This window comes from Neisseria sp. RH3002v2g (assembly GCF_014596425.2).
In the GTDB taxonomy this organism is placed as follows: Bacteria; Pseudomonadota; Gammaproteobacteria; order Burkholderiales; family Neisseriaceae; genus Neisseria.
The window spans coordinates 761,883-775,269 of the sequence record NZ_CP110721.1; the positions used below are offsets into that span (position 1 = coordinate 761,883).

Here is a 13,387-nt window from a genome sequence, read left to right on the forward strand (position 1 = left end):
GGCGGACGGAATGAGGAACGTCAAAAACCGTCCGCCTTATCGCATTATGATTCATTATTTGCCGGTTTTCGTACCGCCAAAGGCAGTGTTGAGTTCACTGTTTCGGCCAAAATCAGCCACGCCCGCAATCGCTGCGCCTTGGTTGCCGAAGAAATGACCACGGGTCGTACCGGCCACTTTGTTTGCTGTAGCTTTACCGGAGAAGGAAGCCTGAACCGTATTAATCGTGGCATTGTTGATGGTGACATTCAAACCTGCGCGTTCCATTTCTCCGTTCAGCGTTCGCTTACCGAAATCAGCTTTCAACGTACCATTCAAGAGGGCTGTATTTTGCGTATGATATTGGTTGATACCCTTAACCGTATAAGTGGCAGTACCCGTAGTCGGCAGATTGGTGGTTCGGCCCGTGCCGCTATAGAAGGCGGTGTAATTCGTACCTTTTGTACCGACAGCCGCACCAGGTGCAACATTAGACCAATCACCGAAATAGACATCTAAATTGCCTACTTGTGCGTAAGACAGGCGGCCTAAATGGGAGTGATCATGCATAGGAATGCGTTCCCATATACCACCACTCATACGGTGTAGGTTTGCCACTGTTACGCCATTTCTATCCTTAGAAGCAATTGAAGAATAAAATAACTTCACTAACGGATTGTTACGAACTGCATTAACCTGTTCAAATGATACTGGTTTATTGTTCGCATATTTCTTCTTCGCTGTATCCTTAAGGGTATTATCGACAATATTGATAGCAGCCTTACCGACATATTTACCCGAATCTTCTACTGTTGTTTCCAGATGACGTACATTTGCTGCATTATTCGCAACAGTTTTATCACTTGCCGGATTAGCAGCATACGCAACAGAAACAGAAGACAATGCAAAGATAGCAATTGCAAATGAATTCATTTTCATTTTGAAATCCTTTGTCAAATAATTGAAAATTCCCCAAAAAAAGAATCACCAAATAAACTATATGGAAGATTTCTTTCTCAGGCAGAACTATCATACCATAAATATTCGTAATGATAATAGTTTCTTTTTATATTAGAACTTGCCTGTAATCCCTATTCTGATGGTTCTACCCGGCGCGGGCATATGGGTAGGATTGATTGGGTCAAGATAATAGCGATTGCCCAAATTCGTTCCAACCAGTTCGGCGGTTAGGTTCTTGCCGATTTTGTAGCGCAGATAGGCATCCCATGTAGCGACAGGCTGCCATCTCATATAGTCGGGGTCTGCCTGTTTTCCATTACCTGCTTGGTCGTGATATGCCTGAAAAATCGCCCTGCGGTTTTGATAAACCCTACTGTGGAAATGGAAACGGACGCCGCTTTCCAGTTTATTGCTAAAGAATCGCCCGCCCAAATCTGCATCGATAGACCAGCGGGGTTGAATCGCCGTAGCAAGATAACCGCTAGTGATGCTGCCATGATTACAGGTTGGATGTTTGATTAATTTTCCTTCTTGAAGATATTTTGATACAACATCAATATCCCTGTATGCATAAGAATCATCACACATCCAGTTTTTCAATGTCCTCAGTACGCCCAATCCGCCAAAAAATTTTCCAGTATCGAAACGCGTCTGCAATTCCACGCCTGTCCTCAATAATTTGTCGAACTGCTCAAACTCGAGATTGTAGTCGCGGTCGATGACGTTTTTTGTTTTGTTGTGGAAGTAGTTGATGCGGAAATCCGCACTTTTCATTTTCGGAAACAACCCTGTCAAATCATGAATATAGCCGATCTCCCAGTTTTTTGCGTGTTCGGGCTTCCAGCCGTAGCCGTAACGTGCGAATGAGCCTGCCGCTGTCGAGAAGCCGTATGTCCCCTCAAAAATGCTGGGAAAGCGCAGGGTTTCGGTATAGCGCAGATAGGCGCGGGCATAATCGGTAAAATTGACGGTCGCGGAAAAAGCTGGAGCCCACCCGCTACCGCCCTGTTTTCGGGCGCGCTGCAACTCCGCAGGTGTAATCGGAGTCAGATAATTATCCCCGCCATCTCTTGCAAGCACTTTATATGGCAACACCATACGGGGACTGTCAGGGTTATTTGGATCGTATGCGGGGTTGACCACAGGTGTAACCAAACTAGGTGTAGAGAAAATCGGATTTGTACTCGGATTCAAACGGCCTTTATCGTCCTTAAGCCAATAGTATTCCAGCTTGTCCAGCATTGGTCTGTTTTCGTCATGACGGGGGGTGGGATTTAATATTGCCAACCCTCTTTCATCTATTACGATACTGTCTCTTGCCGCATTGAATTCGTCATTGTTAACCGCATTCAGATAATCACGATATTCCTGCTCGGTAGCCACACGTGTCAGCTTGTAAGCCATCCCACGATTCATCATCAAAGGCTGCCCCCAACTGTCTATTCCCGTTTTCAAACGCTCACTGTGATCTTGTATTTTGAAGTTGGTATAGCGCGCACCTGCCGTCAGTGTCAGCCAGTTCAGCGGCTGATACCGGAAATTGAAACCGAGATTCCATTCCCTACGCCTACCGTTGCGCGGTTCTCCGAAATTGGTCAACTCATAATTGGCTCGGATTTTGCCTTCTTCCACTTCTTCGGGGTATTTGTCCCTTCCCTCATTACGCAACTCTTCGGCAAACTCATTACGGGATCTCAATTTTTCATTTTGGAAATCACCCATTAAGGTCAGCGTCAGTTTATCGTGCAATTTCATACGGTTGGAAAAATTGAAACCGTTGCGGGTATTGTTGGCATAGTAGGCATTGCCCTCTATGGTATTGAAGCGCCCGTTGGTATTCGGAAGCTGTTCGACGACATCCGGTTTTTTTGTGTAACCTGCTTCTTCAATTATTCTCTTGGTTTCTTCGTCATAGGTATGCCATCGATTCATGGCGGTTTTCCATGGAGACAGATTATCCACCCTGTCTTCATACAGAGCATCGCCGGGTGAACCGCCTGCTGTATTGGTTTTGGATTTGGTACGGGTTGTCCACAATGATGCGCTCAAATCTATCCAGCGGCTGCCCTCGGGCTTCCATGCATAATCGATATTGTAGGAACGCTGCTTAACCCATGCCCTCGGCCATTCTGCAATCTTATTCAAGTTTTCCGGCGTGGCATAAATCGGACCGATAACGCGGGAAGGCATGATTTCGCCAAAAATAGCATCAGTATGGCGTAGGCCGAATTTAAGAGTCTGATGGTTCGGCAGACGGAAGGTGGTTTTACCTACCCATGATTTGGTTTCGAGCGAAGTATTGGTTACCTCTCCGCCCGGATGATAAAAAAGTCCGATCTTGGCAATGTCAGGTGAACCTAACATATTTTCACTACCGTAAAATTTTTCGCCTCTTGCCGCGGCATCTGCAACCCGTCTGTTTAATTCATTGACCGTTTCCATCGTCCAAGGACCGATGTAACCGTAGCGTTCCGCACCTTTTTTACCGGAAAAATAATTGCCTTTACTGCGGTAGGCATAGGCAAGCATGGCATCGAAATTGTCCTGCTTGGTGGCGGCGGCAATGCGGTAGGCTTTATCCTTCCCAAATTTATTGCGTCCGTTGAAACGCTGGTCGATTCGGTCGGTATCGTCCAACATCGCCCGCCAAATACCGCCGAGTGCGACAACAGGCGCATCCAATGTCCGATAATCGACCGATTTTTCATAGACATTGGCACGTTGTTTGATGGAATTATTGGAAGCCTCCGCCTTCACTTCAAATCCGTATTTCTGCCCTTCGGGGACAATATCGTCGGCATCAATGGTTTTCAGGGCGACGGAGCCGCCTATGCCGCTTTTCATATCGCGGCTGAACGAGGGGCCTTTTTCGATGGAAACGCTGCTGATGATGTTGGGGTCGACGTAGTTGCGGTTGTTTGCGCCTGCGTAGCCGCGCCAGACGGTAATCGCCTGCTCGGTGCCGTCGATGGTAACGGGAATCCGTCCCTGTCCCTGTACGCCGCGTATATTTGGGTCCAGCGCACCGCTGTTGCGCGCGTCGCCGCTGTACACGCCGGACATACCGCTTAAAAGGTCGGATACGGTGTTGCCTTTGAAGGTTTCGACTTCGTTTTTGCCTTTGTAAAGATTGACGATTTCGCGGGTATAAACTCGGTTTTTACCGATTTCATCCTTATTTCGAGTTCCTTTGACAGTGATGGTATCGAGAATAACTGTCGAATTATCTGCAGCATAAACGGTAGGTGCAAAACCAATGGCGGCGATACAGGCGGAGAGGGTTGTAATTTTGATCGGTTGCATAGAATGTATCCATATGGCTTGATTGGTAAGGCCGTCTGAACAAGACAGACCGAAAATAGATGCGATTACACTCTGACTGAATTTAGGTAAATAAGTTTGATTATTATTTATAATTTTGTGTAATTCTAACTAATTTTTAATAATATGGAAATGTTTTTGAGTCTGAAGTAAATAGAAGGATGAGGGATAAGAGGAACAAATAAAAACTTGTTTGAAAATTTCAGATAGCTTTTGATTCGGATTTCAAATGCAACACTCGGGCACCAGTGGTTGGAACAGATTTAAAAATAAAATACTTGGCGTTTCATAAGCTAAATGTTTTTTCGGCGATGCGCTTTTCTGATTTTTGCCGATGAAGGTGTCGGCTTCCCAATTGCCGATGTGAGATTTTTGGTCAAAGACGGCGGATGGGTTTTCTACGCTGACGAGGTCGGGCACTTTGCCCCTGGTTCATGAATTACTGATTTAGCTGCGTCATACTATATTTTGCGATTCGAAATGGTTGTTAGTGCTGTCTTACGGTTTCTAAACTTGCAAAAACCGCCTATTTGTTTTATAAATGAAAACCATTTTTATTCGAATAATAAGGTTATGTAATGAAAAAGAAAGCGATTGCCTGTGTAGTAGGGGCGGTTTTTTCCGGACATTTATATGCGGCTCAGATGCCGGTAGAGCAGGCCGAAATAGAGCCTGTGGTGGTTACTGCCGACCGTAATGCGCAAACCTTGGATAAAGCCGCGCCGAATGTGTCGGTTATCGGACGCAAAACCTTGAATCAAGCCTCGGCGCAGAATTTGGACGATATCGTGATGTATGAATCCGGCGTCAGTGTGCCGTCTGACAACAACCGCCGTGGCCATGCGGGCATTAATATCCGGGGCATAGACGGCAACCGCATTCTGATGATGGTGGACGGTGTGCGCATTCCCGAATCTTATGCAGGCGGCGGCTCCAACGGTGCGATTTCGGGACGCGATATGGTCGAAAGCGACACGCTCAAGCAGGTCGATATTGTCAAAGGACCTTATTCCGCGCTCTACGGCAGCGATGCGCTCGGCGGCGTGGTGAACATGGTCACGCTCTCACCGAGCGATTTCGTCGATGCGGATAAACGCGGTCATTTCAGTTTGAAACACGGCTATCGCAGCCGCGACCGCAGTCACGGCGTAACAGCGACAGCCGCCGGTTTCCATGAAAACGCCGAAGGTCTGCTGATGCTGACGCGCCGTCAAGGTCATGAAACCGAAAACATGGGCAGCGATACCAGCTACTCGACTGCACGTACTGCTACCAACCCGCAGAAAAACAATGCCTACAATATCTTGGCGAAAGGCAATATCGGCAACGAACGCCACCGCTTGGAAACTTTGTACGAGCAGTATTACCACGCCAACGATACTGTATTGGCAAACGGCTTGGGTTCGCAATCGCGCGGGCCGGTAACCATTGCAACATCCGAGAGCAACGCCCGAGACCGCATCCGCCGTCAACGTATCGAAGCGGGCTACCGCTACACTGGTGAAGGCCGTCTGAAAGAAGCGAACCTGACTGCCTATCAGCAAAAATTGCGTACAGAAGACGATGCCGTCGATGTCAGCATGACGCGCATGGGCGCGCGTCTATTAGGTAACTCGACCCGTTATTCCGACTACGGTTTCAATCAGACCATACGCGGACTGAACGGGCGAGGCGTGTGGGAATTTGATGGCGCGGTCAAACAAACCGTCGTTGCCGGCGCAGAATATAAACACGCCGAGACCGCCCGTCCGCGTGACAGCCTGACAGTGGACAACCTGACCGGCGCCGTCAGCAAAATCTATGCAGGCAGCACCTATCCGAATAAAACTTTCCCCGATAGTAAGCGCAAAACGTTTAGCGTTTACGCGCAAGACAGCCTGACCTTCGGCAACGGCATCGTCCTGACCCCGGCCTTGCGTTACGAAAAAGACAAGCTGAACACTTCGACCGACCAAGCTTATCTTAACGCCAACCCCAGCGGAACGGCGACGCGCTTCAGTGATTCCGCGTTTACGCCCAGCCTGCGCCTGAGCGTGCCGATGGGTGAGCAGTTCACCGGTTTCGCTACTTATTCCCAAGGCTTCCGCACGCCGCCGTTTGACAGCGCGACCATGGCGTTTGCCAATACGACCTACGGCTATGCCGTCATTCCCAATGCCAACCTCAAATCCGAACGATCCAACAGCTTTGAATTGGGGATGAAATTTAAAAACGAACGCACCCGTGCGCAAGTCACCGCGTTCTACAACCGTTACCGCAACTTCATCAACCGCACTGAAATCGGTACCTCCACCGTTGGCAGACGCCCAATTATCCAGTACCAATATCAAAACCTAGATAGGGTCAAAACCTACGGTGCAGAAGCCTCTGCCGCCTACAAATTCCTGCCGGGCTGGCAGGTTTCCGGCAGCATCGCTTGGATGAGCGGCAAACAGCAAGACGGTACGCCGCTGGATTCCGCTTATCCGCTCAACGGCGTTTTGGGCTTGGATTACACGCAGGAAAAATGGGGTATCGGCACCAAGCTGCGCTGGTCGAAAAAACACAGCCGCGTCAGCAGCGACACTGTTTTCCAAGCGCCGGGGTATGGCGTATGGGATGTCGGTGCGTGGTACAAGCCGTTTAAAAACCTTGAAATCGGCGCAAACATTTACAACGTCGGCAACAAAAAATACTGGCAGCATGCAGACGTTGCCGGCATGAGCCGTACCAGTGTGATGGACTTGTACACCGAAAGCGGCCGCAATTTCGCCGCAACCGTACAACTGAAGTTCTAAAGTGATTCAACCGTTTTCAGACGGCCTGAGAAAGTGAGCAGGCCGTCTGAAAGCATTCGACAAGGAAAATCAATGAAACTCAAACTCCTTCTGCTTTCCGCGCTTATTTCGTTGGCCGGCACTGCACACGCGCAACGCATCGTCGTGTTAACCCCTGATACGGCAGACATTGTTGCTGCGCTCGGCGCATTGGACGAAATTGTCGGCCGAGATCAGACCGTTCAAAACCCGGCGTTGAAAAACAAGCCCAGTATCGGCATTCATCGCCGTCTGACGGTTGAGCCGATTGTGGCCGCCAAACCCGACATTGCCATCGGTTCATGGATGGCGCAGCCTGCCGATATTTTTGCCCACCTGCAAAAAGCAGGCATTAAAGCCGTCAATGTTGCACCCGACGACAGCATCGCCGCCTATCCGCAAAGTATCCGCAACATCGGTCAGCTTATCGGTAAAAGCGCGCAGGCGGACAAGTTGGCAAGCAAGTGGCAGGCGGATATGAAACAGCAGCCTTCCAACGGCAAACGCTACCTCTTCAGCTACGACGGGCGCATCGTATCGGGCAAGAATACTGCCGCCGACGAAATCATCCGCCGTGCCGGCGGTATCAATGCCGCAGCCGCCATTGACGGCCTCAAACCGATGACGCGTGAGGCATGGATTGCGGCCAAACCCGACATCATCATTATTGCCGACCACAACACTGCCATGATAGGCAACGTCAAAACCTTTGCCGCACGTCCCGAAATCGCCGGCTCGCCTGCCGCGAAAAACGGCAAAATTTATTTGTGGAAGGCCAACGATATGTTCCGTTACGGGCTGGATACGCCGCAAGTGATTCAGCGTTTGCACGGTTTGGCGAAATAAACGCGCCTGATTTGAAAAAACTGCCCGATTTTTGTTTTCAGACGGCCTTGATGTGTTCCTTCTTGTTGAGGAGGCAAAACGGCTGTCTTAAAAATGCCGTCTGAAACCGTTCCTCAATCCGCTTGAACCGCATGATGTCATGAAACCGCATACCCTTACCCTCTGCCTGCTGCTTACTGCCGCCGCCGTTTATTTGTGCTGCGGCATCGGTTTTGGCGCGTGGGAGTCGCCGCTGGCGATGGATGAAACCGTCCGCCAAATTCGTTTACCACGCATCTATACCGCGCTTTTGGTCGGAGCCGGTTTGTCCGCTTCGGGGGCGGCATTGCAGGCTTTATTTGAGAACCCGCTGGCCGATCCGAGTTTGATCGGGACATCGGGCGGTGCGGCCTTGGGCGTGATAGTGTTATTGGCTTTGGGCGGCGGCGCGATGGGTGTGCCGGCGGCGGCTTTTCTCGGTGCATTGGGTGTGTGCCTGCTGATTTTGGCGGTGCACAAACTACTCGGCGGCGGTACTTTGGGATTGCTGGTGTTGGGTTTTGTGTTGAGCGCGTTTTCGGGTGCGGTAGTCAGCATGATTTTGTTTTTATCTGACGATTTGGTATTGCGCAGCGCGACCACATGGCTGTCGGGCAGCCTTGCTGAAGCCGGTTTCTCATCGCCTGTCACGGCAATCGCGGTCATGTTGCCAGGTTTTCTGATTTTGCTGTCGGCAGGCAGGCGGCAGGACGTTTTGATGACGGGGGAAGACACGGCTGCCAGTATGGGGGTGTCGGTTGGGGCATTGCGTGTGCAAACCGTAATTGGCGCAGCATTGATGACGGGGGCGGCGGTGTCGCTTTCGGGCATCATCGGTTTTCTCGGCATGATGATCCCCAATGTGCTGGCGCAAACCGTCGGTGGCAGCCGCCGCAAATTGATTGCGCTGTCGGCTTGGTTGGGCGCAGTATTTTTGATGGTGGTGGACGGCGCGGCGCGCTGGCTGACATACCCTGTCGATCTGCCGGTCGGTATCGTGATTGCCTTATTGGGCGGACCGTTTTTTATGTATTTGTTTATCAAGCCTTTGAAAAGCCGTTGATGTTTGAACAGGCCGTCTGAAACTTCATTGCCTCATATTTTTTGCCATGCACTCTTTATTTCAAATCCGTAATCTTTCCGTCCGCGTCCAAGACAAAACCCTGCTAGAAATCGATCAACTGGATATACCTCACGGCATAACCGTTATTATCGGCCCAAATGGTGCGGGTAAATCTACTTTGCTGCGGGCCTTAATCGGGCAAACAGGGCAGGGGGAAATCACGCTTTTCGGTGAGGCCGTTGCGCCGCAAATCCGCACGGGCAGGGTGGCATGGGTCGGGCAGCATGGCCGTTACAACATGCCGATGAGCGTACGCGAATACATTGCGTTGGCATCATTCGTACAAAAAGGCCGTCTGAACCATGAATGGGCGGACGAGTTGCTCGATTATTTTGATTTGACGGTCTTGGCGGATAAGCGCATCGGCAAGCTCTCAGGAGGCGAACAGCAACGCGCCAACATCATCCGCGCCCTGTTGCAAAACGCGCCGGTCTTGCTTTTGGACGAACCGTGCAACCATCTCGATATCCGCCACCAACACCGCCTGATGCAGTATTTGGTCGGGCATTTGAACCGTGCCTCATCAATGATGGTATTGCACGATTTAAACCTCGCCGCGCGTTATGCGGAACATATTATCTTGATGAATAAGGGAAAAGTAGTTGCATCAGGCAAGGTGGGCGAAGTGATGCGCCCCGACTTGCTTGAATCGGTTTACGGTTGGCAGATACGCCGTTGCAAAGATGAGGCAGGGTTTTATTTCAGAAGCTGAGCGCCAAAAGGCCGTCTGAAAAACGATAAATAAAATTTATTGTATTGTTCAAAAATAAAACGAGATGGGAGGATGTTCTCAGCTTGAAGAACCAAATTTTGCGCATTTCACAAGTAAAATGCCGATTTCCATCAAATAGAAATATATTTTATTATTTATAGAATACAATATTTTAAAATAATACTAATTTTTAATTACACAAAAATATTGACAAGAAAATGATGATGGTTATTTAATATATAAATCTTATTAATAATTTTTATTAATCATTATCATGGTACAGCAGCTTGTTTGGACTCCGAAACAATCCGCGCCCAAGGCATTTCCCGAACGTCAGGCATTAATGCCTGTTTGGGGCGGTGTTCCAATGCCGCGTCCCCAGTGGCAGAACATTTGGAAGAAAAAGCTTCCCTATGCTACCGATGTGGATGCGCTTGCTTATCTGCATATTCCATTTTGCGCCAACCATTGCGTTTTTTGCGGCTTCTACCGTAATGCGTGGAAGGATAGCCAAAGCAGCGTGTACACCGACAAAATTATCGAAGAAATGGCCGCTGAAGCCGAAGTTCGTACAGGCAAGGGCAAAATCCGAGCTGTTTATTTCGGGGGCGGTACGCCGACCGCATTGCTTACGGAAGACATCGTCCGCTTGATTCGTGCCTGCTATCAATATCTGCCGCTTGCCGAAGACTGCGAGTTCACCATCGAAGGGCGCATGAGCCATTTCAATTTGGAAAAAGCACAGGCCTGTCTCGAAGCAGGGGCCAACCGCATTTCCATCGGCGTGCAAACCTTCAATACCGCCATCCGCCGCCGTCTCGGCCGCAAACACAGCGGCGACGAGGCGTTTGAATATTTGGCAAAATTGTGCGAGCTTGATGCCGTAATTGTGGCCGATTTGATGTTCGGCCTGCCCAATCAAACCGATGAGGTTTGGCAAAACGATATTGCACGAGCCGCCGAACTGCCGCTGTCCGGTTTGGATACGTATGCGTTCAACCTTTATCCCATGCTGCCCATCAACCGCATGATTGAAAAAGGTGCATTTCCGACACCGCCGGGTTTCGATATTCAGGCAGACCAATATGCCTACACGGTTGAAACACTGCTGGAAAAAGGCTGGGAACAGGTCAGCAACAGCCACTTCGCCTATCCCGGCCGCGGCGAGCGCAACCGCTACAATACCCTGATCAAATCCGATATTTCCTGTTTAGCATTCGGCTCCGGAGCAGGTGGTAACTTCGGCGGTTTCAGCTATCAGGTGCAGGGCGATTTGGAGAGCTATCTTGCCACGCCGAAAGGCGAGAAAAACATCGCATTTATGAGCGGCCATAGCCCAAATAAAGCACTTCTCAGCAAAGTCCAGCACGATATTGAAACAGGCCGTCTAAATCCATCATTGTTCGACGGCAACAAAGCAGCGCAAAAGCTGATTGCCCAATGGCAGGAAATGCAGCTTTTTAAAGAACCCGATTCAGACGGTCTGATCCGTTTGAATACCAGCGGCCGTTATTGGTCGCCCACCCTTATCCGCAAACTCATGCTCACTCTTCCGACTCAAGAAAAGGATCAAACCATGCAAAAACTTTCAGCCGAACAACAAACCATGTTACGCCAATCATTGGAAAAAAATCCCGGCCAAGTGCTGGAAATGCTGGCCGCGCAAAACCAATGCAGTTTTGAAGACGTTATCCGCTGCCTGCCTGAAGAGAACGTGCGCCAAACCGAAGGCAGCCGCATTGTCGAAATTCTCCAAGCCATCGCAGCATGGGATGAATCCGTTACCTTTATCGCCCACACCCCCGATGCCATCGTCGAAGTCAGCGGCAAACTGCCTAACGGCAAAGTCGGCCGCGGTTTCTACAACTTTGACCATCCCGAAACCGACGGCGGCGTACACGGTCATATCTATTACGAAAACTGCGCCTCCATCTACCTTTTGGAACGCCCGTTCATGGGCAAAGCCACTTGCTCGCTCAACTTTATCAACCGCAACGGCGGCGCCATGTTTAAAATTTTCGTCGGCCGCGATGAGACAGGCGAGTTGAAACAACATCAAATCGAAGCCATGCGCAAACTGTTTGATGCTGCTTAAACAGTTTCAGACGGCCTGAAAATCCGTTCCTTGTTGCATAGAGGAGCGGATTTTCTAACAACAAACATCTACCATACAAAGGAACCCCAAACATGCAACTCATCTTCGGAGCCAACGGCCCGTCCGGCCGCGCCTATATCCGTACATTGAACAATTCAGCCGATACCGTCGCCGTATTGAGAAAGCCGTCTGAAGACAGCTTTTTTGCAGAACACAATATTCAAACCGTCGTCGCCGATGCACTTGATGCAGACGCGCTTGATAAAGTGTTGGCACAATATCGTCCCGACACCGTGATCAGTTTTGTCGGCGGCAAAAACGAAGAGGGCATCCGCAGCGATGCTCTGGGCAATATTAACATTATTGCCGCCACGAAAGCCGCCAATCCGCAAGCCCGCTTTGTACTGATTACCAGCATGGGCTGCGGCGAACAATGGGATATGATGAGTGAGCCGTTCAAACAGGCACTCGGCGAAGCCGTCCGTGCTAAAACAGAAGCCGAAATCTATCTCAAACAAAGCGGTTTGAATTGGACCATTTTGCGCCCCTGCGGCCTTGCCGATGGCGAAGATAATGCCTATACCTTGACACAAAATGCCCAAGAAATTCCGCAAAAATACATGACGCGCAACGGCTTGGCCACCGCTGTTGCTGCCGTTGTCAGTCAAGCGGACAGCAAGGGCGAAACGTATAGCGTTGGTACGGCATAAACGGATTGAGTAGATTGCCTACTTTCCATTGTTAAAGTTGGAGTAGGTAATTGATTAGCAGCTGATCAAACAATAAAGGATTTGCTGAGAAAAGACTGGGGGATATAAATAAAAGGCCGTCTGAAAAATTTCAGACGACCTTTTACTTTTGAATTCTGTAAGTAATTGAACTACTGAGTAAAACAGGATTTAACAGACTAAAATGTTGGCATTATGAATTTAACATAATATAAATTATGCGAACTTAAACTGTTATGATGTAAAAGCCTTTTCCACAAATTATGGCCACAACCAAGCCCATGTGCTTCGGCCTTCGCCTTGCAGTAAAACTAAAGTTCGGCAAGCTGAGGCTGTATTCATGCATTCGAGGCCGACTCCGTAAGTTGATAAGGCTGCGGCAATTTTGGGATGCATGAATTGTTGTTTTGCTCCGGTACCGATAATGATGACTTCAGGACAGTTTTCTGCTGCTTCAATTGCCGATAAAAAAATTTGTTCGTTTAATTCTCCGATGGTCGCTTGAGGAATGATGCTAATTTTGCCATCTTGCCAGCAAATGGGTTCTGAGTATGTTTGTTCACCAATTTGCAATATGCCTTGTGAGGATGAAAAAAATGATGTGGCTTCGGCGATATGGTTTTCTGTAATTTTCATAGTAATTCCTGTTTTTATGGCGGAACAATTTTTCAGACAGCCTCTGGAAACTTGCAAAAAAAGGTGCAAAATCAAGCAATATCAGGTAGGATTCAATGTTTGACCTTGTGCATTGATGTTTTGCTCTGAATTGACGATTGCAAGCGATTATAACAAGCCTTGGTTTTTCGTGAT

9 protein-coding genes and 1 pseudogene are annotated in these 13,387 nt (G+C 49.1%); 6 read left to right on the plus strand and 4 right to left on the minus strand.

What is annotated here, in order from left to right:
* Positions 1-54: 54 nt before the first annotated feature.
* The 3 genes and pseudogenes from BBP27_RS03650 to BBP27_RS10640 form a co-directional block, all read right to left on the minus strand.
* Positions 55-918 (minus strand): Slam-dependent surface lipoprotein, encoded by an 864-nt coding sequence (locus BBP27_RS03650; protein ID WP_070837965.1) that lies wholly within the window; start codon positions 916-918, stop codon positions 55-57.
* 132 nt (positions 919-1,050) lie between these two features.
* A complete protein-coding gene (locus BBP27_RS03655) occupies positions 1,051-4,242 on the minus strand; it encodes a TonB-dependent receptor domain-containing protein (protein WP_188212021.1) in 3,192 nt (1,063 codons plus the stop codon).
* 330 nt (positions 4,243-4,572) lie between these two features.
* A pseudogene (locus BBP27_RS10640) lies at positions 4,573-4,692 on the minus strand (IS30 family transposase); the annotation flags it as partial.
* 146 nt (positions 4,693-4,838) lie between these two features.
* Between BBP27_RS10640 and BBP27_RS03665 the strand changes: the two are divergent.
* The 6 genes from BBP27_RS03665 to BBP27_RS03690 all read left to right on the plus strand — a co-directional run bounded on the left by BBP27_RS03665 (position 4,839) and on the right by BBP27_RS03690 (position 12,559).
* Positions 4,839-7,037: a TonB-dependent hemoglobin/transferrin/lactoferrin family receptor gene (locus tag BBP27_RS03665; protein WP_070822204.1), complete on the plus strand. Its 2,199-nt coding sequence runs from the start codon at positions 4,839-4,841 to the stop codon at positions 7,035-7,037.
* A 72-nt stretch (positions 7,038-7,109) separates the two neighbouring features.
* Positions 7,110-7,901: a heme/hemin ABC transporter substrate-binding protein gene (locus tag BBP27_RS03670; protein ID WP_049360052.1), complete on the plus strand. Its 792-nt coding sequence runs from the start codon at positions 7,110-7,112 to the stop codon at positions 7,899-7,901.
* Positions 7,902-8,040: 139 nt separating this feature from the next.
* Positions 8,041-8,982, plus strand: coding sequence for a FecCD family ABC transporter permease (locus BBP27_RS03675; RefSeq protein ID WP_188212020.1), 942 nt, complete (start codon positions 8,041-8,043; stop codon positions 8,980-8,982).
* A 46-nt stretch (positions 8,983-9,028) separates the two neighbouring features.
* Positions 9,029-9,754: an ABC transporter ATP-binding protein gene (locus BBP27_RS03680; RefSeq protein WP_049360048.1), complete on the plus strand. Its 726-nt coding sequence runs from the start codon at positions 9,029-9,031 to the stop codon at positions 9,752-9,754.
* 274 nt (positions 9,755-10,028) lie between these two features.
* Positions 10,029-11,849: a heme anaerobic degradation radical SAM methyltransferase ChuW/HutW gene (gene hutW / locus BBP27_RS03685; RefSeq protein ID WP_049360044.1), complete on the plus strand. Its 1,821-nt coding sequence runs from the start codon at positions 10,029-10,031 to the stop codon at positions 11,847-11,849.
* Positions 11,850-11,941: 92 nt separating this feature from the next.
* Positions 11,942-12,559 carry an NAD(P)H-binding protein gene (locus BBP27_RS03690; protein WP_049360043.1) on the plus strand — a complete coding sequence of 206 codons (618 nt, stop codon included), beginning with the start codon at positions 11,942-11,944 and terminating at the stop codon, positions 12,557-12,559.
* Positions 12,560-12,838: 279 nt separating this feature from the next.
* Here BBP27_RS03690 and BBP27_RS03695 read toward each other — a convergent pair whose 3' ends face one another.
* Entirely contained in the window at positions 12,839-13,213 is a 375-nt protein-coding gene (locus BBP27_RS03695) for an Mth938-like domain-containing protein (protein ID WP_188212019.1), read from the minus strand.
* Positions 13,214-13,387: the final 174 nt, after the last annotated feature.